At 71.4% G+C, this 25,194-nt stretch carries 18 protein-coding genes; 4 read left to right on the forward strand and 14 right to left on the reverse strand.

From position 1 onward, the window contains the following. The first annotated feature begins 166 nt into the window (after positions 1–166). The gene (locus tag HF323_RS00750) at positions 167–1,750 is read left to right on the forward strand and encodes a PucR family transcriptional regulator (protein WP_169580671.1); all 1,584 of its coding nucleotides are present in this window, start codon (positions 167–169) and stop codon (positions 1,748–1,750) included. A gap of 96 nt (positions 1,751–1,846) precedes the next feature. On the opposite strand, the gene HF323_RS00755 is transcribed toward HF323_RS00750, so the two are convergent. From HF323_RS00755 to HF323_RS00810, 12 genes are all read right to left on the reverse strand, one after another. Next, positions 1,847–2,188: a cupin domain-containing protein gene (locus HF323_RS00755; RefSeq protein ID WP_169580672.1), complete on the reverse strand. Its 342-nt coding sequence runs from the start codon at positions 2,186–2,188 to the stop codon at positions 1,847–1,849. Then, positions 2,185–3,618: an FAD-dependent oxidoreductase gene (locus HF323_RS00760; RefSeq protein ID WP_169580673.1), complete on the reverse strand. Its 1,434-nt coding sequence runs from the start codon at positions 3,616–3,618 to the stop codon at positions 2,185–2,187. Before HF323_RS00760 ends, HF323_RS00755 begins: the two co-directional genes overlap by 4 nt. 142 nt (positions 3,619–3,760) lie before the next feature. Then, positions 3,761–5,416, reverse strand: a complete 1,656-nt coding sequence (locus tag HF323_RS00765) for an amidohydrolase (RefSeq protein ID WP_169580674.1) — start codon at positions 5,414–5,416, stop codon at positions 3,761–3,763. A 99-nt stretch (positions 5,417–5,515) separates the two neighbouring features. Beyond that, the gene (locus tag HF323_RS00770) at positions 5,516–6,436 is read right to left on the reverse strand and encodes an ABC transporter permease (protein ID WP_223169118.1); all 921 of its coding nucleotides are present in this window, start codon (positions 6,434–6,436) and stop codon (positions 5,516–5,518) included. Beyond that, positions 6,433–7,374, reverse strand: coding sequence for an ABC transporter permease (locus HF323_RS00775; protein WP_169580675.1), 942 nt, complete (start codon positions 7,372–7,374; stop codon positions 6,433–6,435). The genes HF323_RS00770 and HF323_RS00775 overlap by 4 nt, the downstream gene beginning before the upstream one ends. Further along, complete coding sequence (locus HF323_RS00780) at positions 7,367–8,536, reverse strand: spermidine/putrescine ABC transporter substrate-binding protein (RefSeq protein ID WP_169580676.1); 1,170 nt, start codon at positions 8,534–8,536, stop codon at positions 7,367–7,369. The genes HF323_RS00775 and HF323_RS00780 overlap by 8 nt, the downstream gene beginning before the upstream one ends. A gap of 67 nt (positions 8,537–8,603) precedes the next feature. Further along, positions 8,604–9,773 carry an ABC transporter ATP-binding protein gene (locus tag HF323_RS00785; RefSeq protein ID WP_169580677.1) on the reverse strand — a complete coding sequence of 390 codons (1,170 nt, stop codon included), beginning with the start codon at positions 9,771–9,773 and terminating at the stop codon, positions 8,604–8,606. A gap of 261 nt (positions 9,774–10,034) precedes the next feature. After that, positions 10,035–10,838 (reverse strand): Fpg/Nei family DNA glycosylase, encoded by an 804-nt coding sequence (locus HF323_RS00790; protein ID WP_169580678.1) that lies wholly within the window; start codon positions 10,836–10,838, stop codon positions 10,035–10,037. Continuing rightward, complete coding sequence (locus tag HF323_RS00795; RefSeq protein WP_169580679.1) at positions 10,831–15,582, reverse strand: ATP-dependent helicase; 4,752 nt, start codon at positions 15,580–15,582, stop codon at positions 10,831–10,833. The genes HF323_RS00790 and HF323_RS00795 overlap by 8 nt, the downstream gene beginning before the upstream one ends. Positions 15,583–15,643: 61 nt before the next feature. Beyond that, positions 15,644–15,826, reverse strand: a complete 183-nt coding sequence (locus HF323_RS00800) for a PspC domain-containing protein (RefSeq protein ID WP_169580680.1) — start codon at positions 15,824–15,826, stop codon at positions 15,644–15,646. 143 nt (positions 15,827–15,969) lie between these two features. After that, positions 15,970–17,697, reverse strand: a complete 1,728-nt coding sequence (locus HF323_RS00805) for an ATP-binding cassette domain-containing protein (RefSeq protein ID WP_169580681.1) — start codon at positions 17,695–17,697, stop codon at positions 15,970–15,972. Between the two features lie 266 nt (positions 17,698–17,963). Then, positions 17,964–18,623 carry an alpha/beta hydrolase-fold protein gene (locus tag HF323_RS00810; RefSeq protein WP_317450957.1) on the reverse strand — a complete coding sequence of 220 codons (660 nt, stop codon included), beginning with the start codon at positions 18,621–18,623 and terminating at the stop codon, positions 17,964–17,966. A 151-nt stretch (positions 18,624–18,774) separates the two neighbouring features. On the opposite strand from HF323_RS00810, the gene HF323_RS00815 reads away from it, so the two are divergent. From HF323_RS00815 to HF323_RS00825, 3 genes are all read left to right on the forward strand, one after another. Further along, positions 18,775–19,443: an NUDIX hydrolase family protein gene (locus tag HF323_RS00815; protein ID WP_169580683.1), complete on the forward strand. Its 669-nt coding sequence runs from the start codon at positions 18,775–18,777 to the stop codon at positions 19,441–19,443. A 67-nt stretch (positions 19,444–19,510) separates the two neighbouring features. Continuing rightward, positions 19,511–21,424: a M3 family metallopeptidase gene (locus HF323_RS00820; protein ID WP_169580684.1), complete on the forward strand. Its 1,914-nt coding sequence runs from the start codon at positions 19,511–19,513 to the stop codon at positions 21,422–21,424. 246 nt (positions 21,425–21,670) lie between these two features. Next, the gene (locus HF323_RS00825; protein WP_169580685.1) at positions 21,671–23,299 is read left to right on the forward strand and encodes a DivIVA domain-containing protein; all 1,629 of its coding nucleotides are present in this window, start codon (positions 21,671–21,673) and stop codon (positions 23,297–23,299) included. A 16-nt stretch (positions 23,300–23,315) separates the two neighbouring features. Here HF323_RS00825 and HF323_RS00830 read toward each other — a convergent pair whose 3' ends face one another. Together HF323_RS00830 and HF323_RS00835 are read right to left on the reverse strand one after the other, a co-directional pair. Further along, positions 23,316–24,383: a low specificity L-threonine aldolase gene (locus HF323_RS00830; protein ID WP_169580686.1), complete on the reverse strand. Its 1,068-nt coding sequence runs from the start codon at positions 24,381–24,383 to the stop codon at positions 23,316–23,318. 88 nt (positions 24,384–24,471) lie between these two features. After that, entirely contained in the window at positions 24,472–25,167 is a 696-nt protein-coding gene (locus tag HF323_RS00835) for an SDR family NAD(P)-dependent oxidoreductase (RefSeq protein WP_169580687.1), read from the reverse strand. Positions 25,168–25,194 lie beyond the last annotated feature (27 nt).

Genomic DNA, 25,194 nt, shown 5'->3' on the forward strand with positions numbered 1-25,194 from the left:
CGTCGTTCCCGGGGTGCCCGGACAGATCGACCGAGCATGGTTTAGGCTGAGTGTCGCCCAGTTTGTCAGAGTAGAAGTTGGTGCAACGGTGCCCGACCGTCGCGAAGATCGATCGATCCATACGGATCGTCTGGTCGCCGGATCCGCCCTCGAAACCCTCCCCACCGTGCGGGAGGTCATCGCGCTGGATGCCGTCGTCCAGGGCGTGCCCGAGGTGCTCGTCGGGGACGAAGCGCTCGACCGTCGCGTGCGCTGGCTGCATGTCTCCGACAACGCAGGGGTGGCCCGTCTGCTCGACGGCGGGGAGCTCCTGCTGTCGACCGGCGCGGCGTGGCCGGAGGACCCCGCCGACCTCCGGCGCTTCATCGGCGAGCTCGACGACGCCGGTCTCTCGGGGCTCATCCTCGAGCTGGGGACGCACTATCGGTACGTGCCGGCGGTCGTGGTCGAGGCGGCCCGCGAGCGCGGTCTGGCGCTGATCATCCTCCACCGGGAACTGAAGTTCATCACGATCACCGAGGCCGTCCACGCCCGGATCATCACCGGACAAAGCGACGCGCTGCGTTCGCGCGATGAAGTGCGCGAACGGTTCACCGCTCTCGTCCTGCGCGGCTCGCCCGCCGACTTCATCGTCCACCAGCTCGCCCAGACACTGGGAGCCCCGGTGATCCTCGAGAACCGCGGACACGAGGTCGTCGCCGCCGAGGTGCCGCTCGCGCTCGAAGAGGAGCTCTTCACCGAGTGGGAGCTGCGCTCGCGCTCCGCCCACCGCCGTTCCGAGCAGCGCCGCGAGCGCGGGGCGGCCCCCGGACCCGAGGACTGGCTCATCGTTCCCGTCGAGGCGCGCGGGGTGCGCTGGGGAAGTCTGCTCGCGCTGCCCGGGCCCGATCACCCCGCGGGACGCACCGCGGTGCTCGAGCAGGGCGCCATCGCGCTCGCGGTCGGCCGGCTCGCCGACGGCGAAGCCGACGAGTGGGGACGCATCGGGCGACGACGGCTCGTCGACGGGCTCCTCGCCGGCCGTTTCGCCGGGGCCGGTGGCGCCGCCGCGCGGCTCGAGGCCGCGGGCCTTCCGCTGCGGGGGGCGCGACTCTACGGCGTCGTGGTGTCGGGCGCGCCGGTGTCGGCCGAGCGAGCGGATGCCGCGGCTCGGGCGCTGCGCGGGCGGGTGCTCGCCGGCTCGGCGCCCGATGGGGTCGCCGCGCCCGCCACGGCGATGCTCCTGTCGCTGCCGGCCGACACGGTGTTCGACGACGAGGCCGCCCTGCGGTTCGCGGGATCGCTGGTCGAGACGGCCGACGCCGACCGCATCACCGTCTCGGTGGGACGCGGCTCCGAAGGACTCGACGCCGCCCTGGCATCGCTCCACGACGCGGTCGACCTCGCCCGCGGTCGGCGGCGCCGCACCGGGAGGGGGCCCCAGCTGCGCCGCGCCGAGAACCGCCCTCTGGTGCAGCTCGTGACCGCGCTGCGCGACGATCACCGCGTGCTCGACCACGGCGAGCGCATGCTCGCGCCGCTCATCGTTCACGACCTCAGCCGGGGCGGCGATCTGCTCGACGTCCTCGAGGCGATGCTCGCTCACCCGGGCAACCGCACGGCCGCGGCATCCGCTTCCCACCTCTCCCGCTCGGTGTTCTACCAGCGCATCGCGCTCATCGAGGAGCTGCTGGGCGCCGACCTCGACGACGGCGAGACGCAGACGGCGCTGCACCTCGCGCTCCTGGTTCGCCGCAGCGCCGGCCGCTGATCCCCCGTCCACTCAGGGCCGAGGGGCCTCAGACGACGACCTCCGGGGTGGAGCCGGTGATCTGCGGGCTCTCGCCGCGAAGCGTGCGCCAGACGGCTACGCCAGGTACACCTTGCGCAGGGTCTCGCTCACGGTCCAGACGGTGCGCATGCCGGCCTCGAGGCGCACGATCGAACCGACCCGAAGTTCGATCGCCGGCAACGGCGGGTCGACGAACTCGACACTCGCGGACCCCGCGACCACGACGAACACCTCGTCGATCTCGACGTCGGACATCGCGCCCGGCGTCATCTCCCAGACACCGATGCCCATGTCCTCATCGAGGTCGACCGCCCCGGTCGCAGGCGACCCGGCGACGAGCTGCGCGGCGGGCACGGGAGTGAGGGGCACATCGACCTCCATCGCGGAGACGATGGCGCCGGCATCCAGTTCGGTCATGAGTCGAATCCCAGCCCGAGCGCGTCGAGCGTCTTGAGCAGCAGGTTGCGGCGGCCGCGGTTGTGGTCGGCGCGGTCGAGCGACCAGCGCGTGGCGTTGATCCCGATCGCGGCGGCCGGCTCGGGCGGGAAGGGCAGCGGACGCTTGCGGACCATCTCGAGGTCGGTGCGCTCGTTGGAGACGCCGTCGAGCAGGTCGAGCATGACGTCTCCCGCGAACCGGGTCGACCCGACACCGAGCCCGGTGAAGCCGGCCGCGTACGCGACCCGCCGGTCGCGCGCGGTGCCGAAGAAGGCTGTGAACTGCGTCGACGTGTCGATCGCGCCGGCCCACTTGTGGCTGAAGCGCAGGCCCTCGAGCTGCGGGAACGTCGTGAAGAAGTGACTTGCGAGCTTCTCCCACGACTCGGGGCGGTTCTCGTACTCGGGACGCACCTTGCGGCCGTAGTGGTAGATCGCGTCGTAGCCGCCGAAGAGAATCCGGTTGTCCTTCGAGATCCGGTAGTAGTGGAACTGATTCGCCAGGTCGCCGATGCCCTGTCGGTCCTCCCACCCGATGGAGGCGAGCTGCGCGTCGGTGAGCGGCTCGGTCATGAGGACGTAGTCGTACACCGGCACCGTCATGAGGCGGTTGCGCTTGATGAGCGACGGGAACACGTTCGTCGCGAGCACCGCGCGGTCGGCGTCGACGCGTCCGCCGTCGGTGACGATCGAGACGCCTGAGGGGCCGGGTGTCTCGATCCCCGTCACGCGGGATCGCTCGAAGATTTCGACGCCGCGCTCCTCGCACACGCGGGCGAGCTCGGCGGCGAGCCTGCCGGGGTGCAGCATGCCGCACGTGTCCTGCTCCCACACCGCCGCGAGGTAGGTGGGGGAGTGGACGGATGCCTGCGCTTCCGCCTCGTCGAGGTAGACGACGCCCTCCTCGCCTTCGGCGGCCCACTCCTGCAGCCACTGGACCTGGTGGGGCTCGACGGCGGGCGCGAGCTGGCCGGTGCGCTCGAAATGGAAGTCCATGCCGTAGGTCGCTTCGGACGCCTCGATGGCGTCGAGGTTCTCGCGCCCGAGACGGTCGAGAGCGGGCATCTCCTTCGGCCAGCGGGCCATGCCGTTCTCGTGGCCGTGCGTGAGGCTCGCCTCGCAGAACCCGCCGTTGCGCCCCGAGGCCGCCCATCCGACACGTTGCGCCTCGACGACGACGATCTTCGCGTGGGGGTCGCGCTCCGTCGCCAGCAGTGCCGTCCACAGGCCCGTGTAGCCCGCGCCGACGATCACGAGGTCGGCTCGGTGCTGCCCGGTGAGGCCGGGCCGGTCGGGAAGGAGTCCGGGAGGGAGGTCGTCGCGCCAGAACACCGAGTGAGCGGCGCCGTCGAGGGCGTGTCGGATGACGGATGCTGCCGGCCGCTGTCGTTCGAAGACGGTCGTGCCCACGGATATCACTTCCCTGTCGGTTCGGTGCTCCCATCCTGACGTCACCCCGCGCCCCGAGGGAGGCGATCCCTGTCAGGAATCTCGGGCCCCGCCGGACGCCCTGTGCGCTCACAGGCCGGACGTGCGGGGTGGGATGCCTCGGCTATGCGTCGGGCGCCGCATAGACGCGGTCGCCCTCGACGAACGTCTGCAGCACGCGGGTCGCGCCGATCTCGTCGGCGGCTCCGTCGAACGGATCACGGTCGAGTACGACGAGGTCGGCGAGCTTGCCGACCTCGATCGTTCCCGTCGTGCGGTCGAGGTGGTTCACCCACGCCGAGCCCGCGGTGTATGCCGTGAGCGACGTCGCGAGGTCGATCGCCTGCTCGGGGAGGAACGCCTCGTACTCGCCCTCCTTCTGACCGGGAGCTGCGGTGCGGTTGACGGCGACGTGGATCGCCGCGAGCGGATCCGGCGTCGAGACCGACCAGTCGCTTCCCGCCGCGAGCACGGCACCCGACCGGAGCAGATCGCCGAACGGGTACTGCCACGCGCTGCGAGGTTCGCCGAGGAACGGCAGCGTCAGGTCGACCATCTGCGGCTCGAGGGCGGCCCACAGCGACTGCATGTTCGCGGCGACGCCGAGCTCGCGGAAGCGCGGGATGTCTTCCGGATGCACGACCTGGATGTGCGCGATGTGGTGACGGTTGTCGCCGCGGCCGTTCCGCGCGATCGCGTGCTCGACGGCGTCGAGGCATTCGCGCACCGCGCGATCGCCGATCGCGTGGAAGTGGACCTGGAACCCCTCGGCGTCGAGGAGCGGCACCGCCTCGTTCAGGATCTCGGGCGGCACGAACGAGATCCCGGAGTTGTCGGTGAAGTGCCCGTGTCCGTCGCAGTACGGCTCCAGCATCGACGCCGTGAAGTTCTCGGCCACGCCGTCCTGCATGATCTTGATCGACGTCGCCGCGAAGCGTCCGCCGCGGTAGCTCTCGCGCCGCTCGAGCAGGGAGGGGATCTGCTCGAGCCCTTTGGTGCGGTCCCACCAGATGGCGCCCACGACTCTCGCGGTGAGCGTGCCATCGGCGGCGGCCTGGAGGTACGCCGGACCGGGGTCGCCGGCGTCGCCGTACGAGCCGACGATCGCGTCCTGCCATGCGGTGATGCCGAACGAGTGAAGGTAGCGCTGGCCGACGAGGAGCGCCTCGGTCAGGCGCGCGAGCGGCTCCTCGGGCAGCATCCGGTTGACGAGGCCCATCGCGCCCTCGTGCAGCGTGCCGGAAGGGCTGCCGTCCGCGTCGCGCTCGATCCGGCCGTCGGGCGGGTCGGGCGTGTTCCTGTCGATTCCGGCGAGGCGCAGGGCCGCCGAGTTGACCCACGCGCCGTGCCCGTCGCGATTGGGGAAGAACGCCGGCCGGTCCGAGACCACCGTGTCGAGGGCGGCGGCCGTCGGCGTGCCGCCGGGGAAGGCCGACATCTGCCATCCCCCGCCGAGGATCCACTCGTCGTCGGGATGCCGCTGCACGTACTGCCCGATGGCCTCGAGGTACTCGTCGGCGGTGCGGAGCTCGGCGAGGTCGCAGCGCAGCATGTCCAGCCCGCCCCACACCGGGTGCACGTGCGCGTCCTGGAACCCCGGAAGGAGCATCCGTCCCTGCAGGTCGACGATCTCCGTCTTCGGACCGACGAGATCGGCGACGTCGTCACCGGTGACCGCGACGATCCGCCCGTCCTTCACCGCGACGGTGCGTGCGCGCGAGCGCACGGTATCGGCGGTGAAGACGGGTCCGCCCGTGAAGATCAGGTCGGCGTGTGGCATGGTCGGCTCCTTCGGTGGCGTTTCGTCTCGTTCGCTGCGCTCCCTCGCTCGACGACCGCGGCTCCCGGTCGCTGAGCGAGCGAAGCGAGACGAAACGCGTCAGCCGCCCGTCATCGTGCGCGCGATCTCGGTCGCCGAGTCGCCCGCACGCTTGAGCACGAGTGCGACCAGCGCGAGGGCGATCAGCGTGAGGAGCAGCATGATCGTCGAGACGGCCGCGATCTCGGGGCGCAGGCCCGAGCGCACCGCGCTCAGCACGTACACCGGCCACGGCGTCGTGCCCGAGACCTGCACGAATGCGGCCACGATCGTGTTGTCCAGACTCAGGGTGAACGCGAGGAGGAAGCCGGCCAGCACGGCCGGCATCGCGAGGGCGAGCGTGACCCGGCGGAACGTCGTGATCGGCTTCGCGTACAGGTCGCTCGACGCCTCCTCGAGGTTGGCGTCCTGCCCGACGAGGCGGGCGCGCACGATGTACGACACGACGGCGGTCGCGAACAGCGACGAACCGATCGAGAGGCGCACGATGCCGTCGTTGAACATCCCCAGTCCCATGTCCTGGCCGAGGAAGACCAGCCAGGGAAGCAGCGCCACAGCGTCGACGATCTCGGGCGTCACCGACACCAGCAGCAGGAGCCCCAGGAACCACCAGACCCACTTGCCGGGGTAGCGCGCCATCGCGATGCCCGCGAGCGTTCCGAGGGCCGTCGCGATGATCGCCGCGATGAAGGCCGTGATGAGCGACACCCGGACCGCGCTCTGGATCGCCGGCTTCTCGAGGATCGTGAGAAAGGCGTCGACCCCGAAGCCGTCCCACGCCACCAGCAGACGCCCGGTGTTGAACGAGTAGATGACGATCACGATGATCGGCAGGAAGAGGAAGAGCATCACGAGGACGCCCCACACGTTGAACGCGATGTCCGACCACGAGCGCCTCGCGCGCGGCAGCTTCGCCCGCGCTCCGGGGGCGGTGCCCTGCTGGGCGCGCAGCATCGTCTCGGTCGCCGTCTCGGTCGTCATGACGCCACCTCCGCGGGGGCCTTGGTCGAGGCATCCGCCCTCACCTGCTCGTCCACGGGACCGAGCACCAGCCGGTTGCGCGTGCGGAAGGGCAATGTGGCGAGCCAGATCACCACGGCCGCAGCGCCGATCGTCAGCATGATCACGAGCATCAGCATCACGGCCATCGCCGAGCCGAGGGCCCAGTTCTGCGCGGTCTGGAACTGGCTGGCCACCAGCTGTCCGACCATGTTGCCCTGCGCGCCGCCGAGGACGGTGGCGGTGATGTAGTCCCCCATGAGCGGGATGAAGACCAGCAGCACACCCGCGATGATGCCCGGCTGCGACAGCGGCAGGGTCACGCGGAAGAACGTCGTCCACTTGCCCGCGCCGAGATCCTTCGACGCTTCGCGCAGCGCCGGTCCGACGCGGTCGAACGCGACGAACAGCGGGAGGATCATGAGCGGCAGGTAGTTGTAGACGACGCCGATCACGACCGCGGTGCGCGTGTACATGAGGGCGAGCGGCCCGTCGAGCACCCCGATCCCCTGCAGCAGCGTCGACAGCCAGCCCTCGGGCGCCAGGATCACCTGCCATCCGATCGTGCGCACCAGGAAGTTCGTCCAGAACGGCACGAGGACGAGGGCGATCAGGATGCCTCGGCGCGACGGCTTCACCTTGAAGGCCATCCAGTACGCGACGGGCGCCCCGATGAGGAAGCACAGGACGGTGCCGAGGATGCCGACCCACAGCGTGTTCTGGAACGTCGCGAAGAAGGTCGGCGAGAGCGCCTCGCCGTAGCGATCGAACGACAGGATGTCGTTCGCGTGCGTGCCGAAGATGCCCGGCTTGTAGCCGAAGCTGAACCAGACCACCATCGCGACGGGCGCGACGAAGAACAGCACCAGCCACGCCCACGCCGGCGCCGCGAGCGCTGCTCCGGCCGAGGGCCTACGCACCAGCGGCGGCCTTCATCTCGTTGTGGATCTCGACGCGCGTGGTCTGCGAGTCGTTGAGCTCCTGCTCGTGCATGGTCTCGAGCTGCTCGGGAGTGAAGAAGATGAAGTCGCTGAGGTCGACCTCGCTCGTGTCCATGTCCTTGCCGCCGACGTTGTAGCCGATGTAGTCGAGGTTCAATGCGAGGCTCTCGGGCGACATCGAGTAGTTGATGAACGCGTGGGCGGCCTCCGGGTGCGGGGCACCCTCGGCGATGGCCCAGTTGTCCATCCAGAGCTCCGTCTGCGGCCCCGGCAGCACCCACTGCCAGCGGTCGGGCTCGCTCGACTCCTGGATGCCGAGGCGTGCCTCGCCGTTCCACGACTGCATGAGCACCTGCGAGCCCTGCACGATCGCGGTGCTCGGGTACGAGTCGAATGCGGCGACGTGCGAAGCGACCTCGCTGACCAGGAACTGGCGGGCGGCTTCGAGCTCGTCGGGGTCCTCGGTGTTCCAGTCCATGTCGTTGGCCCAGAAGTACGAGCCGATGGTTCCCGCCGGGTCGTCGAGCATCGACGTCTTGCCGCTGGCCTCGTTCTGAGCGGCGTCGAAGAAGTCCGCCCAGGTCGCCAGCTCGCGCGTGATGACGTTCTTGTCGTACACGAAGCCGGTCGTGCCCCACGCCTTGCAGACCGAGTAGTCGTTGCCCGGGTCCCAGGCGCGCCCGAGGTACGCCGGGTCCATGTTGGAGATGTTCGGCAGGAGATCCTTGTTGAACTTCGTCAGCAGGCCGTTCTCGATCATCTGCGGGATGAACACGCCCGTGGGAACGACGATGTCGTAGCCCGACGTGCCCTTCGCCGCGACGAGCTTCGCGATGAGCTCCTCGTTCGAGCTGTACGAGTCGAGCGTCACCTTGGGACCGAGCTCGGACGTGAAGCCCGAGACCACATCGGGCGAGTCGTAGTCGCCCCACGTGTAGACCGAGAGATTGTCCTCGAGCGTTCCGCCGGTCGCCTGCGGCTGAGGCGAGCCCCCGCCGGAGGGCGAGCACGCCGCGAGGGCGGCCGCGCCGCCCGCGATGGCGGCGATGCTGAGGAACCGACGGCGCGAGAGCTCGCGCATGATCGCCGGGGCCGAGCCCTCGGGGGCGAGGATCCGGAGGGGGTTGCGGGAGTCGGTCATCGGGGTCTCCTGGTTCGGGTCGGGGAGCCGGGTGAGCGGATGCTGCGGCTGTTCTGTTGTGGAAGGGTCAGACGGTCGGCGGGGCGACGTAGCCGCCTTCCTGGGCGGCCTCGTCGGCGGGGAACAGCAGCACGTTGCTCGCCGACCAGGTGCAGACGACCGCCGCGCCGATCTCGAGCGCCGGGGCGTCGGGCGTCGGCCGACGCACGATGAGGCTCTGGTCGTCGCCGAGGCTCACCAGATACTGCATGGTGTCGCCGAGGTGGGACACGCCGATCAGCTCGCCGCGGGCGGAGTTCGCACCGGATGCCGCGGCGGCGGTGTCGGCTTCGATGCGGATGTACTCGGGGCGCACCGCGGCCTGACCCTGGCCGGATCCGGTCAAGGAGGCGCCGGACGCGCGGACGAGCGCGTGAGGAGATGCGATCGCCGCGCCGGACTCCTCGATGTGACCGCGGAAGAAGTTCTGCTGCCCGACGAACGCGGCGACGTAGGCGGACGCCGGTCGGGCGTAGACCGTGTCGGCATCGGCGAGCTGCTCGATGTGGCCGGCGCGCATGATCGCGATGCGGTCGCTCATCGAGAGCGCCTCGCCCTGATCGTGGGTGACGAAGACGAAGGTGATGCCCAGCCGTGCCTGCAGCAGCTTGAGTTCGAGCTGCATCTCCTCGCGCAGCTGCCGGTCGAGCGCGCCGAGCGGCTCGTCCAGGAGGAGCACCGCGGGGCGGTTGACGAGCGCGCGCGCGAGCGCGATGCGCTGCTGCTGGCCACCGGAGAGCTGGGTGGGCCTGCGGTCGCCGAAGCGGCGCATCTGCACCAGGTCGAGCGCCTGCGTGACCTTCTCGCGGATCTCGGCCTTCGGGGTGCGGCGCTGCTGCAGGCCGTAGGCCACGTTCTCGGCCACCGAGAGGTGCGGGAACAGGGCGTACGCCTGGAAGACGGTGTTCACATCGCGGCGATAGGGCGGCACGCCGCGCACCGACTTGCCGGACACGCTGATGTCGCCGGCATCGGGCTGCTCGAACCCGGCGATCATGCGCAGCGTCGTGGTCTTGCCGCAGCCCGACGGCCCCAGCAGCGAGATGAACTCGCCGGGCTTGATCGTGAGTGAGAGGTCGTCGACGGCGATCTGGTCGCCGTACCGCTTTGTCACGCCCGACAGCACGACAGCACCGCGGCCTTCCGTCGGAACGGGGGTGTTCGCCGGAGCCGTCTCCGCGTCAGTCGCCGTGGTCACCTGATGAGGTCCTCCTGCAAGCGGGCTGCGCGACGTTGCACAGCCGGGTGGGATGTGTGGGTCATTCAATATCGGCTGGCCGACACCCCGCAACGGCGCGCTCGTCGAACCGGACGATTCGCGGCGGGACGGGCGCCCATGCGACAGATCGTCCGGAGTTGTGTAACGGTAAGGAAACCGCGGGGTTTCGGCCCGCTCACGCTCGACCGCCGTGGGGTGGGCGCGAGGCGACCTGACAGATCGTCCGCTCGACGGAGCCGATCATTCGCCCGCCGGCGCCGTCTGGCACGCCGGGCACCAGAAGACGATGCGCTCCCGCGTCGGATCGGCCCCGAGGGAACCCCCGCGGATCGGGGTGCCGCACCGTCTGCAGGGCCGGTTCTCACGTCGGTACACCCACGTCGATCGCCCCGGCCGGGCGTCTCCGGTGAAGGTCCTTCCGGAACGGTCGCGGTTCGCGCGGATCATGCGCGCGCCGAGGTCGACCAGGGCGGCAACGTCGGTGAGATTCGCCGGTGTCGTGGGCAGGATGCCGCGGACGAAGAGGATCTCGTTGGCGTACTCGTTGCCGAACCCGGCGACGTTGCGCTGGTCCTGGATCGCGACGTGCACGGCCCGGGAGTCGGCCGCCAGCCGCCGTGCGGCCTCGGCCGGATCCCACGAGTCGGACAGCGGGTCGGGGCCGAGGTAGCCGACCAGCTCTTCCTCGTCGGCTGTCGGCACCAGCTTGATGTCGGCGAGGTCGAACCCCACCGTCTCCCACTCGGAGCCGTCGGGAGCCGTCGCGTCGATCAGCGCGCGCGCCTTGAAGGCGGCATTGCGCCAGCGATCGCCGCGGCGGTACACGTGCCACTCGCCTTCCATCTTGAGGTGCGAGTGCAGCGTGTACGAGCCGATCCGGTGCAGCAGGTGCTTCCCGCGCGCGACCACGTCGTGCACGGTCTCGCCGCGCAGGTCGGCGGCGGCCAGCTGCGGCACCCGCAGTTCGAACCGCGTGACCTGGGCGCCAGCGAGGACGTCGTTCAGCGTGCGGGCCGTGCGGAAGACGGTGTCGCCCTCAGGCACGCGCCGGTCCCGCGTTCTGCCGGGCGGCTCGCTCGAGGTCGCCTGCGGTCAATCGCCGCAGGGTGAGCCCGCGCGGCGACTCGACGAAGCCGGCATCGCGCAGTGCGCGCCCCCAGCCGGTGCCGTGCACGAACGCGCCGTTGACCTGCTCGATCGTGAGCGTGTCGAGCTTGCGGGCCCGAGCGGTGGTCACGAGGTCGCGGGTCGCCGCGTCGATCGCGCCGGCGTCTCCGGTGAACGCGAGGGCGGACTTCCCTCCCCGCTCGAGGTACAGCACGAGGGCGCCGTCGACCAGCACGACGAGCGCGCCGGCTTTCCGGCCGGGCCGGTGGCCGACACCCTCGAGCGCGGGCCAGGCCAGCGCAGCGCCGTAGGGATTGGCCGGATCGGTCGCAGCGAGCGTGACGGCTCGCAGCGGCGGCGGGTCGGGCAGCCCCGCGAACTCGCGGATCCGGTCGACCGTGGTCGACGCGGCGAACTGCGCCGCGCCGAGCTTCTCGACGACGTAGCCCCGCCGGCAGTGGCCGGCCTCCTCGAAGCCCGCGAGCACCCGGTAGGCCTGCGCGAAGCCGCCCGGCAGGCCCTCGGCCTGCACGGATCCCCGCGTGACGATGCCGTAGCGATCGAGCAGCAGGCTCGCTGCGGCGGTGGCCCGGAGCGACGGATCGGACTCGGGCGCCGGCAGCAGCGACCACCGGCCACCGAGCGCGGGTGGGCGTGCGGGGACGGATGCCGCGACCGCCCGCACCGCGGCGCCGCGGTAGAGCCGGGTGCGGGGCGCCTTGCGGGCGACGCGGTGAGCCTGCGAGCCGCCTCCGACGAGCGTGCGGACCGGCGCGAAGGTGTCGTTCGTGACCCGGCCCGACCACGTGAGCCGCCACAGCGCCTCGAGGACGGACTGCTCGTTCTCGGCTTCGGTGAGCTGACGCAGCTGCGCCGCGAAGAACCCTCCGCCGGCGGCGAGGGCGGACAGGATGCGAGCGTCCAGCGATTCCGGTGCGACCTCTTCGTCGGCGACCGTGAGGGTGAGAGGCAGGGCGTCGGCGGGGTGGAGCGCGATCCACCCGTCGCGTCCGGCGAGGCTCCCGTGTCCGGACCAGGCGACCTCACCCGTGGCGGTGAGCTCGTCGAGCATCGCCGGGGCGTAGTCGCTCACGCGCGCGGGAAGGATCAGAGACTCCCACGCGCTCGCCGGGATCGGCACGCCCGCGAGCTGCTCGACGACCGCGGCGACGCCGTCCACCCCTTCGAGAGGACGGGTCACGTGCTGCCAGACCGGAAGGAATCGCGCGAAAGCGTCCTGCGGAACCGGCTCGACGCTCCCGCGGATGGCGGCGAGCGACCGCATCCGCAGGCGACGCAGCACCTCGGCGTCGCACCACTCCGTGTCGTCTCCGGCTGCACCCGTCGACGCCGGAAGGAAGAAGCCACTCGCGATGCGACCCTGGGATTCGAGTCGCTGCAGGGTGAGCCGGGCCACGGCGATACCGACGCCGAGGCGCTGGGCTGCGGCATCCGCCGTGAACGGGCCGTGCGTCCGCGCGTACCGCGCGACGAGGTCGCCCAGGGGATCGGCGAGCGGCTCGAGGAATGCGGTCGGGATGCCGACGGGCAGGGCGACCCCGATCGCGTCGCGCAGGCGTCCGGCGTCTTCGACCGCCGCGAAGCGCGGCACGCCCGCGATCGTCACCGGGATGGCCCGCCGCGCGGTCACGAGCGCGTCGAGGAGCGCCGCCGCCTCGTCCACGCTCGCCGTCGCGCCGTCGGCGCCGTCGCTGGACGGCTGCAGGCGCGCCGCGACTTCGGCGGCGTCGAGCGGACCGAGGATCCGCAGCAGGTCGGCGACTCCCTCCACTCCCCGCGCGCGGCGCTCGGGGTCGAGCCGCTGCGCCTCGCGCTCGAACTGCGCGATGACGTCCGGGTCGAGCAGCTCGCGCATCTCGACCTTGCCGAGAAGCTCGGAGAGCAGGGCCGGATCGACCGACAGGGCGGCGGCGCGACGCTCAGCGAGGGGGGAGTCGCCCTCGTACATGAACGCACCGACATATCCGAACAGGAGATCGCGTGCGAACGGTGACGGCTGGGCCGGCTCGGTCTCGATCAGGCGGATGCGGCGATCGCCGATGCTGCGGGCGATACGCAGAAGCGACGGCACGTCGTAGACGTCCTGCAGCACCTCCCGCAGCGTCTCGAGGATGATCGGGAACGTCGGGTACTTGCGAGCGACCTCCAGCAGCTGGGCCGAACGCTGACGCTGCTGCCACAGCGGGCTGCGGCGCCCGGGATTGCGCCGGGGCAGGAGGAGCGCCCGAGCCGCACACTCCCGGAATCTCGAGGCGAACAGGGCGGATCCGCCGACCTCGTCAGTGACGATCTGCTCGAGCTCGTCCGGGTCGAAGACGAACAGATCGGCGCCCGGCGGGTCGGCCGAGGCATCCGGGATCCGGGCGATGATTCCGTCGTCGCTCGCCACCGCCGCGCCCTCGACCCCGAGTCGCTCGCGGATGCGGGCATTGACGGCCAGCGCCCACGGGGCGTGGACCTGCATGCCGTACGGGGAATGGAGGATGACGCGCCAGTCTCCGACCTCGTCTCGACCGCGCTCGACGGTCAGCTGGCGGTCGGTCGGCAGTGTGCCCGTGGACTCCCGCTGCTCGGCGAGGTAGGCGAGCAGGTTGCCCTGCGCGTAGTCGTCGAGGCCTGCCTCGCGCAGGCGCTCTTCCGCCTTCTCGGGTTTGGTGGTCGACACTTCGCGCGAGAACCTGCCGAGCGCTTCGCCGAGCTCGGCGGGGCGCCCGATTCCGTCACCGTGCCAGAACGGCACCTTTCCCGGCTGGCCGAACGCGGGCACGACGTTGACGCGGTCGTGCGTGATCTCGACGATGCGCCAGCTCGTGGTGCCCAGGGTGAACACGTCGTTCACCCGCGACTCGTAGACCATCTCTTCATCGAGCTCGCCCACGCGCGCGTTCTGCGACTCCCCGGCGATGAAGACGCCGAACAGCCCGCGGTCGGGAATCGTGCCGCCGCTCGTGACGGCGATGCGCTGCGAACCGGGGCGGCCGGTGAGCGTGCCGTGATCGCGATCCCAGATGAGGCGCGGTCGCAGCTCGGCGAACTCGTCGGACGGGAATCGGCCGGCGAGCAGATCGAGCGTCGCCTCATAGGCCGAGCGGGGCAGCGACCGGAACGGCGCGCTGCGCTTGAGCGTCTCGTACCATCCCTCGACGTCGATCGGCCCGAGCGCACACGCGGCGACGGTCTGCTGGGCGAGGATGTCGAGCGGGTTCTGCGGGATCGAGATGGCCTCGATCTGCCCGGCGAGCATGCGCTCCGTCACGATCGCGGTGTGCAGCACATCGCCGCGGTGCTTCGGGAAGAGCGCAGCCCGGCTCACCTCGCCGACCTGGTGACCGGCGCGTCCGATGCGCTGGAGTCCCGAGGCGGCGCTCGGCGGTGCCTCCACCTGGATCACGAGGTCGACCGCGCCCATGTCGATGCCCAGCTCGAGGCTGCTCGTCGCGACGACGCACCGCAGCACGCCCGACTTGAGCTCCTCCTCCACCTGCGCGCGCTGCTCCTTCGACACCGAGCCGTGGTGCGCCTTGGCGAGCACCGGGTCGGCCCCGGCGGTCGCGCCGGCCTGCGCCATGGTCGCAGCCGGAATCGCGGGATCAGGCAGGTCGAGCCCGAGCCGCTCGGAGTAGATCTCGTTCAGCCGCCCCGTCAGCCGCTCGGCGAGCCGCCGCGAGTTGCAGAACACGATGGTCGACCGGTGCTGGAGGATGCGGTCGACGATCGCCTCCTCGACGTGCGGCCACACCGACCCGGTCATCTCCATCTCACCGCCACCCGTGGCCCGCTTCGACTGCCCGTCGGCGAACCAGTCCTCGTCGATCACCTCGCCGGTCGCCGCATCGGCTTCGGCCGGCGACCACGGCTCGGTCCCCGGTGGGGGCGGGGGATTGAGCATGTCGTCGATCGGAACGACGACCTTCATGTCGAAGGCCTTCGATGCCTTCGGGGCGACGATCTCGACGGGCGCGGCGCCGCCGAGGAACCGGGCCACCTCGTCGATCGGCCGGACTGTCGCCGACAGGCCGATCCGCTGCGCGGGATGGTCCAGGAGCGCGTCGAGCCGTTCGAGGCTGACGGCGAGGTGCGCACCGCGCTTCGTGGCGGCGACCGCGTGCACCTCGTCGACGATGACGGTGTGCACGCCCCGCAGCGTCTCGCCGGCGGCGCTCGTGAGCATGAGGTACAGCGACTCGGGCGTCGTGATGAGGATGTCGGGCGGCGCCGACACGAGCTTGCGGCGGTCGCTCGACGTGGTGTCGCCGGAGCGGACTCCCACCGAGACGTCGGGCACCGCGATGCCGAGCCGCCTCCCGGACTGGCCGATGCCCACGAGGGGCGAGCGCAGGTTGCGCTCGACATCGACGCCGAGGGCCTTCAGCGGCGAGATGTAGAGGATTCGGGTGGGGGATGCCGAGGCATCCGCTCTGCGCTTCTTTCCGCGCCCGGGGGCGGACTCGGGCGCGACCTGCTTCTCGCGGAAAACCCGGTCGATCGCCCACAGGAACGCCGAAAGCGTCTTGCCCGAGCCGGTGGGTGCGACGACCAGGGCGTGCTTGCCGTGCGATATCGCGTTCCATGCGCCGACCTGCGCATCGGTCGGCGCCGCGAACGCACCGCGGAACCAGTCCTGCGTGGCAGGACTGAACCGCTCGAGCACATCGCTCATCCCTCCATCTTGGTCGGTGCCGGCGACATCCGGGCGGGCTTGACCCGCTCGTCTCTTACGGTCACCGCTCGTCGGGAACCAGGAGCCACAGCGCCAGGTAGACCCAGAACGACAGCCCGAAGAACACGAGGCCGAGGAGCGTCACGATGCGCACCGCGGTGACGCTCGTCGAGAAGCGATTCGCCATACCCCGGCACACTCCGGCGAGCATGCGGCCGTCTCGGGGGCGCATCAGCACGGTCATGCGCACATCCTGCTCCTTCTCGCATGCGGGCGGGAGGGGGCCGTTGCCGAATCGTTGGAAAACGGATGCCGGTCCTTCCTCTCGCTCGGGTTGGTAGCGCACGGCACCCGCCCTCTTCTGATGGCGGATGCCGCGCGCCGGCGTCACCGCTCGGTCAGCGTGCCGTCGCGGCCGAGCTCGAGGGTGAGGCCCACGCCGACACGCTCGAGGAACGCGTCGTCGTGACTCACCACCAGGACCGCGCCGCGGTAGGACGCGAGGGCGTCGACGAGCTGCCCGACCGTGTCGAGGTCGAGGTTGTTCGTCGGCTCGTCGAACACCAGCAGCTGCGGCGGCGGGTCGGCCAGAAGCAGCCGGGCGAGGGCGACCCGGAACCTCTCGCCGCCCGACAGTGTCGACACCGGGCGCTCGACCGCGGCACCTCGGATGAGGAAGCGAGCCAGCCGGTTCCGCAGTTCGGGAATCGGTACGGCGGGCGCAGCCGCGCGTACGTTGTCGAGCACCGAGGCGTCGTCCGCGAGGCCGTCCACGCGCTGCGGCAGGTAGCCGACGCGGTCGGTGTGCAGCTCGACGCGCGCCAGGTTCAGGAAGAACCGGCCCCCGGGCGGCGTGTCGGGTGACGGCGGCGGCGTGTTTCCTGAATCTGGCACTGGAACGCCCGCGGCAGCGCCCGCGCCAGGGCCCGCGCCAGCGGCCGCAGCTCCAGGAACCCAGGCTCCCGAAGCCCCACCCACCAGCGCCTCGAGCAGCGTCGTCTTGCCGGCCCCGTTCGGTCCGATGAGAGCGACGCGCTCGGGGCCCTGGATGGTCCAGGAGCGCTCGCCGTCGCCGATCGTGGCGATGCGGCGTCCGAGCGGGACGCCGGGGTCGGGCAGGTCGATCTTGACGGCGTCGTCGTCGCGCACGCGCTCCTCGGCGGCCGAGAGAGCGGCGCGGGCGGCCGCCTCGCGATCGGCCTTCTCGCCGCGGAGCTTGCCCGCCGATACCTGCGCGGCCATCTTGCGTCCGCCCGCGACGATCTTGGGCACCCGCTTCTCGAGCTGCGCCTTGCGGCCCATCGCCGCGCGGTGCGAGATCGTCGTCTCGGCGCGGATGCGGTCGCGCTTCTCTCGGCGCACCGCCTGGGCGGCGGCGCGCTCGGCTTGGCGGGCGGCATCCTGCTCACCGTCCAGCCACGCGCGCCATGCCGAATACGGGCCGCCGAACACCGCCAGCTCGTTGCCGTAGAGCTCGGCGGTGTCGTCCATCAGCTCGAGCAGGGCGAGATCGTGGCTCACGACGATCAGGGTCCCGCGCCACGAGCGGACCATCTCTCCCAGCCGGGAGCGGGCGTCCCGGTCGAGGTTGTTCGTCGGCTCGTCGAGGAGCGCGATCGGAGCCCCGCCGAGGCGGATCCCGGCGACCGCGGTGAGGACCGCCTCACCGCCCGACAGCTGACCGACACTGCGATCGAGCATGTCGGGCGCGAGTCCGGCCTCGGCGAGAGCGGCGTGCGCACGGGCTTCGACGTCCCAGTCGCTGCCGACCGCATCGAAGTGTCGCGGGTCGGGATCGCCGGACTCGATCGCGCGCAGCGCGCGAAGGGTCTCGGCGACGCCGAGCAGGTCGGCGACGGAACGGTCCACGTCGAGCGTGAGCCGCTGCGGCAGGTACGCGGCATCCGCGGTCTTGTCGACGTGGCCGCCGTCGGGCGTGAGCTCGCCGGCGATGAGCCGCAGCAGCGTGGACTTCCCGGAACCGTTGCGGCCGACGAGGCCGGTGCGGCCGGCGCCGAACGAGCCGGTGACGCTGTCGAGGGCGGGCGTGCCGTCCGGCCACGCGAACGAGACGCGGTCGAGGATCACGGACGGGGTGAGAGTGTGAGCGGGCATGAGGCCTCCTGGTGTCGGTCGTGCGCTGACACCGGTGGCCGCGTACGGCCGGCAGGCATGCCGGAGCCGAGGATGAAGCGGCAGGTCGACGTCAGCGCGGAATCGGAAGCGCTGGAACGTCGACGGATCGACGGAACAGCGCGATTACAGCGCGGTGGCGTCGATGAGCTTCAACGGAATTCCTCACACTCGGGACAGAGGCAGGAGCCAGGATAGCGGATGCCTCCGCCCTCGCGCCTGAGAATCCGAGGTGCCGGCGTCGACCGTCAGGTGTCGAGGCGCTCGAGCTGCTTGTCGAGGAAGGCGCGCACATCGGCGAGCTCCTGCTCGGAGACGCTGTGCGTGAGTCCGGGGTACACCCGGCCGCTCAGGTCGACATGCCCGGGCAGCCACTCCGTCGTGTGCGCGATGAGGAACTCGGGGATCACGTCGTCGTTCGTCCCGCGCCCCCAGAACACCGGCGGACGGCGGTCGGCCAGCTCCGCGTCACGCGGCAGGGCGCCGGGCGTGGCATAGCCCGACAGGTTCACGGCGAAGGCGAACCGGCCCGGATCCAGGCGCATGGCCTGCAGCGAGACGGCGGCGCCCTGGGAGAAGCCGAGCAGGCCGACGCTGCGGTGGGCGGATGCCACGGCATCCGTCCACTCCAGAAGCCGGGTCGCGGCCGCGGTGGTGTGAACGGGGTCGCGGTCTTCGAGGTTCTCGATCGGGTACCAGGAGTATCCGGGCGCGGGAAACGGCGGCGCGAGGGGCGCGCGCACCGCTGCCACCGCGAACTGCGCGGGGAGGTACGGCACGAGACCGAAGAGGTCGCGTTCGTCGGCGCCGTAGCCGTGGAGCAGCACGAGGAGGGGGCGCCCCTCCCGGTCGCCCGCGTCGGCGGACCACAGCACGGCGTCGGCGTCGAGAGGCGCGGGGTTGCTCACGCGTCCATCCTGCCCCTCACTTGCGCTGTTCGCGCACCTCTCCTCCGGGTTGCGCCGGCGTGTGGAGGTTGATTCAGCAGTCCCGGAGGCACCGGTGCCGCACGGCTCGCGGGTACCGGTGCAACGCGCCCGCCTGGGGTATACAGGAGGCATGCCGGTCCGCACCCCAGACCCCGACCCGAATGAGAGCGACGACTCGGGTGTGCCGAGCGATCCCCTCCGAGGGGTGGGTGCGTCGTTCGGCCGGGGCGGGCATCCGGTCGGCGACGGCACGTTCGGGTCGCCGACGCCCGGGAGCGCTTCGAACCCCGGTTGGCTGACCGACGTCGAACTCGCCGAGGCGCGTCGCCGGCTGCCCATGCTCTATGTCGAGGCGCTGCCGGTGCGCACCGACGGCGTGGGCGCCGTCACCGAGGTCGGCATCCTGCTGCGTGCGACCCCGCTGGGGGAGATCACCCGCACGCTCGTCTCCGGCCGCGTACGCTACGGCGAGACGGTGCGCGATGCGCTCTTCCGCCACGTCGAGAACGACCTCGGACCCATGGCGTTCCCGCTGCTCCCGCCGCAGCCGGCGCCGTTCACGGTCGCCGAGTACTTCCCCATCCCGGGCGTGAGCGCCTTCCACGACGACCGGCAGCACGCGGTGTCGCTGGCCTTCGTCGTCCCGGTGACCGGCACCTGCGAGCCGCGACAGGACGCGCTTGAGGTCACGTGGATGGCGCCCGAGGAGGCGGCATCCGACGCCCTCTCGGCGGAGATGGAGGGCGGCCGCGGCACGCTTGTGCGCCTCGCACTCGCGAGCGTCGGGGCACTGCGCTGACGCGATCCCGGCTGCAGCGAGCGGTTCGTGCGGCTTCGCCGCCGGGGGACGGTCTTAGGCTCGGACGGTGAGCATCGCGCCGATCGACTTCCCCACCGACCTCGCGGGCTGGACCGCGTTCGCCCAGGACCGCGCCGCCGAGCGCCTCGCGCTCGTCGCGCGCGTGGACGAGCGGCTCCGCACCGAGCACGAGCTGCCGGTGGTCGACCGGCTCGAGCTGTGGAACGACGCCGACATCGCCCTGCGCGAGGCGCTCAGCGAGGCGTATGTGGTGAGTGAGGCGCACCCCGAGGCATCCGTCCGCGAGATCGCCGAGGCGCAGGTGCAGGGGATCGAGTCGATCTCAGCGGCGCGCCTTCTCGACCAGGGGCTGTGGACGGCGTTCGCGGATGCCTCGGCCGACGGCCTCGACGACGACCAGGTGCGCCTGCTCGAGCACGTGCGCCGCGACTTCCGTCGAGGCGGCGTCGGACTCGACGACACCGGTCGCGCGCGCGTGCGGGCGCTCGCCGAGCGCGACACCGAGCTCTCGCTCACCTTCTCGCGCAACATCCGCGAGGGACGCCGCGAGATCCAGGTGCCCGTGTCGGGCCTGGCGGGCCTTCCGCAGGACTTCATCGACGCGCACCCGGTCGACGAGCACGGCTTCGTGACTCTCACGACCGAGTACACCGATCTCATGCCGGTGCGCGAGTACGCGACGGATCGCGCGACCCGGACTGCGCTCGTGAGCGCCTACAACGATCTGGCGTGGCCCGAGAACGAGGCCGTGCTGGCCGAGCTGCTCGAGGTGCGCGCCGAGCGCGCGGCGGCGCTGGGCTATGCCGATTGGGCCGAGTTCGAGACCGAGACCCGCATGATCGGCGGCGGCGCCGAGATCCCGGCGTTCCTGAGCAGGCTCGACGAGGCGTCCCGAGAGGCGGCTCTCACCGAGTACGCGGCGCTGCTGGAGCGGCTGCGCCGCGATGTTCCGGATGCCTCGGCCGTCACGGTCGCGGACTTCTGGCATCTCCTCAGCGTGATCAAGAGCGAGCAGTACGACGTCGACGCGCAGTCGGTGCGCGCATACTTCCCCTTCGAGCGTGTTCTCGACGGCGTGCTCGACGTCACGGGCCGGCTGCTCGACGTCGAGTACGTCGCGGTCGACGCGTCCGCGTGGCATGAGGACGTGCGCTCGTACGACGTCATGCGGGGCGGGGAGCGGATCGGCCGCATCCACCTCGATCTCCACCCGCGCGGCGGCAAGTACAGCCACGCCGCGTGCTTCCCGGTCGCGCCGGGGATTCCCGGCCGGATCCTCACCGAGGCCGCACTCCTGTGCAACTTCTCGCGCGGACTCCTCGAGCACGACGAGGTCGTGACGTTCTTCCACGAGTTCGGCCACCTCGTGCACGAGATCCTCGGCGGACGCCAGCGCTACGCGCGGTTCACCGGGTTCGAGACCGAGTGGGACTTCGTCGAGGCGCCCAGCCAGCTGCTCGAGGAGTGGGCGTGGGACGCCGACGTGCTCGCGTCGTTCGCCGTCGACGCCGGCGGCCGGCCGATCCCCGCGGAACTGGTCGCGAAGATGCGCACGGCCGACGCCTTCGGACGCGCCCTCGAGGTGCGGCGCCAGCTCGGCCACGCCGCCGTGTCGTACCACCTGCACGTCGACCGGCCCGCCGATCTTCAGGCAGAGACCGAGCGGCTCTACGCCGAGTCGTCGCCCGTGCAGCCGATCCCGGGGCTCCACCCCTACGCCGGGTTCGGCCACCTCACGGGGTACGGCGCGTGCTACTACACGTACCAGTGGAGCCTCGTGATCGCGCGGGATCTGCTCACCGGCTTCCCGGATGGGCTGATGGATGCCGAGGCGGCCGGCCGGTACCGCGCCGAAGTGCTCGAGAAGGGCGGATCGCGTGATGCGCGCGACCTGGTCGAGGGGTTCCTGGGTCGCCCGTACTCGTTCGAGGCCTACCGGGACTGGCTCGCGGGGTCCTGACCGGCGCGGCTCGTCGCCGCGGCTCCGCCGGGCTGTGGATTCCGGCGGCGGCACACAGGTCCGCCGGGTATCCTTCACCTGCCCACACCGCAGTCCACTGCGACACACCCCCCTGATGTCGTCGAGGTGACGCGTGTGCGGCGCCTCGCCCACCTCGCTCTCCCCGCTCGGTGCGCTGCGCCGGACCCGCTTCGCCCGTACCCGAAGCGATCCGACGGCAGCACCCCGAAGAAGCGGAGACCCCCGATGCCAGACAACGCGGTTCCGGCCCGCACGGCCGACGACTCGACGTTCGATCGCCTGCTCGCGGCGCAGGCCGACGCCACCCCCACCACCACGTTCGCCACGGCGTTCCGCGGCTACGACAAGGACGAGGTCGACACCGCCGTCGCCGAGCTCGAGGCCCGCGCTCGCTCGGCCGCCGAGCAGCTGACTGCGCTGAAGCAGAACCAGCGTCGTGCCAGCGCGGTCGTCGCGCAGACCCGCGAGAAGATCGCCGCGCTCGAGATCGAGCTCGAGGCCGCCACCCGCGAGCGCAGCGAGGCGGTCGCCCGCCTCGAGTCGGCGGTGACGACTGCGACCGCCGAGTCCCGTGACGCCGTGGCGGCTCTCGAGGCCGAGCTCGCCGCCACCCGCGCCCGCGCGTCGGCGTCGGAGCAGCGCGTGCAGGCGCTCACCGAGGAGCTCGTCGGCGCGACCGACGACACACCCAACGGCCAGCAGTTCGAAGAGATCCTGCGCGTCGCCGAGGAGCAGGCCAGCGTGCTGCTGCGCAACGCCACGGTGCAGGGCGAGCGACTGCTCGAGGCGGCGCGCGCCGAGATCGAGAGCCGGCGCAAGGACGCACAGGCCGAGGCCGACGCGATCCTGTCCCAGGCGCAGCACGAGGCGCAGCAGGTGCGGCTCCGCATCGACACCGAGCTCACCGCGCACCGCTCGACGATCGAGCGCGAGGCCGCGCACGCCGCAGAGAAGGTGTCGCAGGCGGAGCGGGAGGCCGCGGCGATCCGCACCGAGGCCGAGAAGGGCGCCGCCGCGCTGCGCTCGATGGTCGCGCGCGAGACGGCCGAGGCCCGCGCCGAGGCCGAAGAGGCCGTGCGCGAGCTGCGCGTTCGCGCCCTCGACTTCGAAGCGTCGCTGACCCGTCGGCAGGACGACGCGCAGCAGGAGTTCCTCGTCCTCCACAACCAGGCCGTTGCGCACGCCGAGCGCATCACCCAGGACGCCAACGAGCAGGTTTCCGCTTCGCTCGACCACGCCCAGCGCGTCTCGGCGAAGGCCGAGGACTTCGAGCGCCTCATGCGGGCGCAGGCGCAGCAGATCGAAGCCGACGCGCACCTGCGTGCTCGCGAGCAGCTCGATCAGGCACGCGTCAAGGCGCAGCGCATCATCGACCTCGTCACGACGCAGGCGCAGACGGTGCTCCGCGACGCGGAGGACCGCACCCGTCAGCTCCGCTGGCAGCAGCACCAGCTCACGAGCTTCATGGCCGAGGTGAAGGAGATGATCCGCCCCGACGCGCCGATCGCGGCCGCACAGCCCGCCGATCTCGCCGAGGTCGCCGGTCAGGCTCCGATCGAGGTCGTCGTCGCGCCGGAAGACGTCGACGCCGAGCACGAGGAGCTGGCCGAGGCCGCACTCGACGCCGAGCACGAGGAGCTGGCCGAGGTCGCACTCGACGCCGAGCCGGGAGCGGTCGGGACCGACGAGCCCGGGACCATCGAGTCTGAGCTCACGGTCGGCGAGCCGGAGCTCGAGGTCGCGGAGCCGGCCTCCGACGGCGGCGAGGAAGGTGCGGAGATCGCCGAGGAGCAGCAGGCCGAGGCATCCGTCGACGACGTCCGGGTCGAAGAGCTCGAGTCCTCCGAGAAGTGAGTCCGCTCGGGAGGCGTCAGGCCGACGTCTCCCGAGCGATCGCCGCGAGGAACGCGTCGATGTCGTTCTCGCTCGTGTCGAACGAGCACATCCAGCGCACCTCGTTCTTCGCGGCGTCCCAGTCGTAGAAGCGGAAGTGCTCGCGCAGGCGGTCGGCCACCCCGTCGGGCAGCGTCGCGAAGACGCCGTTCGCCTGCGTCGGCTGCGTGAACGCGACGCCGCGGATCGAGCCGTCGGCGAGGCCCGCCTCCACGCCGCTCCGCAGGCGCTGGGCCATCGCGTTCGAATGCGACGCGTTGCGAAGCCAGAGGTCGCCCTCGAGCAAAGCCACCAGCTGCGCCGAGACGAACCGCATCTTCGACGCGAGCTGCATGTCGAGCTTTCGCAGGTAGGTGAGTCCGGTGGATGCCTCGGCATCGAGGACGACGATCGCCTCGCCGAGCATGGCCCCGTTCTTCGTGCCGCCGAAGCTGAGCACGTCGACGCCCACGTCGCGCGTGAAGGCGCGCAGGGGCAGCCCGAGCGACGCGGCAGCGTTCGAGATGCGGGAGCCGTCCATGTGCAGCCGCATGCCGTGGGCGTGGGCGTGGTCGGCGATCGCGCGGATCTCGTCGGGCGTGTACAGCGTGCCGAGTTCGGTCGACTGCGTGATCGACACGACGAGCGGCTGCGCGCGATGCTCGTCTCCCCAGCCCCAGGCCTCGCGGTCGATCAGCTCGGGGGTGAGCTTTCCGTCGTCGCTCGGGACGTGGAGGATCTTGATGCCGCCCACGCGCTCCGGCGCGCCGCCCTCGTCGACGTTGATGTGCGCCGTCGACGCGGAGATGACGGCGCCCCAGCGGGGGAGCATCGACTGCAGGCCGACGACGTTCGCACCGGTGCCGTTGAAGACCGGGTACGCCTCGACGCCCTCGCCGAAGTGGCGTGCCATCACCTGCTGCAGCCGCTCGGTGTACACGTCCTCGCCGTACGCGACCTGGTGACCGTCGTTCGCGGCCGCGATGGCGGCGAGCACCTCCGGGTGGATGCCGGAGTAGTTGTCGGATGCGAAGCCCCGGGTGTTCGGGTCGTGGATCGTGGTCACGGTGTTCCAATCTAGTTCGTGCGTCCGCAGCCGTCGTCGGGCGCATCGCGACGGAGCGCGCTCCGTGCTGCCGGGGGACGGCCGCGCGTCAGAGGGCGGGGTCGGTGAGGTCGACGGTGGAGTCGTTGACCTCGGCGGCATCGCTCGCCCACAGGTCGGCGAACCGCTGCGCGAGGGCGTCTTCGAGCCCGTCGAGGCTCTTGACCCGGAAGACGACGGATGCCGCGGCCAGCGGCTCGCCCGCATCCCTGGCCGCCTTCGCGAACCCCTGAGCGACGGCCCGCGCCCACGCCTCGGTGGCCGCTTTCACCGCCGCGTAGTTCGCACCGCCGGCCAGTGGCCGGGCGACGGCGGTGGACGAGACCACCGCGAGGCGCCCCGCGTCGGACGCCCGGAGGTCGGCGTCGAACGCCCGGCTCACGTGGCGCAGTGCCGTGAGGGATCCTTCGAGGAACCGGAAGTCGGCCTCGGTCTGGCCCGCCAGCCCGCCCCCGCCGCGCCAGCCGCCCACGAGGTGGAGGATGCCGTCGACGGCGCCGTGCTGCGCGTGCACGCGCTCGGCCAGCGCGGCCACCGCCGCCTCATCGGCGAGGTCGCACACCTCGGTGCGCGCACCCGCCTGCGCGACGGGGTCGAGCTTCGAGGCATCCCGTCCCACGGCGACGACGCGGGCACCGGCGGCGACCAGCGCCCGCGTCGCGGCGAGGCCGGCGGCACTGGTCGCGCCGGCGATCAGCACCAGCCGTCCGTTCACCCCGCGCGGGACTTCGGGCTCAGCGTTCATGCCGGCAATCTACGCAGGAGGCACGCC

It is taken from the genome of Microbacterium sp. MF43 (assembly GCF_012847295.1).
In the GTDB taxonomy this organism is placed as follows: Bacteria; Actinomycetota; Actinomycetes; order Actinomycetales; family Microbacteriaceae; genus Microbacterium.

Bases quoted from the DNA above. Each gene is read 5' to 3' on its own strand.
- HF323_RS00755 (WP_169580672.1), bottom strand. From the start codon at position 2,188: ATGACCGAACTGGATGCCGGCGCCATCGTCTCCGCGATGGAGGTCGAT.
- HF323_RS00765 (WP_169580674.1), bottom strand. From the start codon at position 5,416: ATGCCACACGCCGACCTGATCTTCACGGGCGGACCCGTCTTCACCGCC.
- HF323_RS00770 (WP_223169118.1), bottom strand. From the start codon at position 6,436: ATGACGACCGAGACGGCGACCGAGACGATGCTGCGCGCCCAGCAGGGC.
- HF323_RS00780 (WP_169580676.1), bottom strand. From the start codon at position 8,536: ATGACCGACTCCCGCAACCCCCTCCGGATCCTCGCCCCCGAGGGCTCG.
- HF323_RS00795 (WP_169580679.1), bottom strand. From the start codon at position 15,582: ATGAGCGATGTGCTCGAGCGGTTCAGTCCTGCCACGCAGGACTGGTTC.
- HF323_RS00800 (WP_169580680.1), bottom strand. From the start codon at position 15,826: ATGACCGTGCTGATGCGCCCCCGAGACGGCCGCATGCTCGCCGGAGTG.
- HF323_RS00805 (WP_169580681.1), bottom strand. From the start codon at position 17,697: ATGCCCGCTCACACTCTCACCCCGTCCGTGATCCTCGACCGCGTCTCG.
- HF323_RS00815 (WP_169580683.1), top strand. From the start codon at position 18,775: ATGCCGGTCCGCACCCCAGACCCCGACCCGAATGAGAGCGACGACTCG.
- HF323_RS00825 (WP_169580685.1), top strand. From the start codon at position 21,671: ATGCCAGACAACGCGGTTCCGGCCCGCACGGCCGACGACTCGACGTTC.
- HF323_RS00835 (WP_169580687.1), bottom strand. From the start codon at position 25,167: ATGAACGCTGAGCCCGAAGTCCCGCGCGGGGTGAACGGACGGCTGGTG.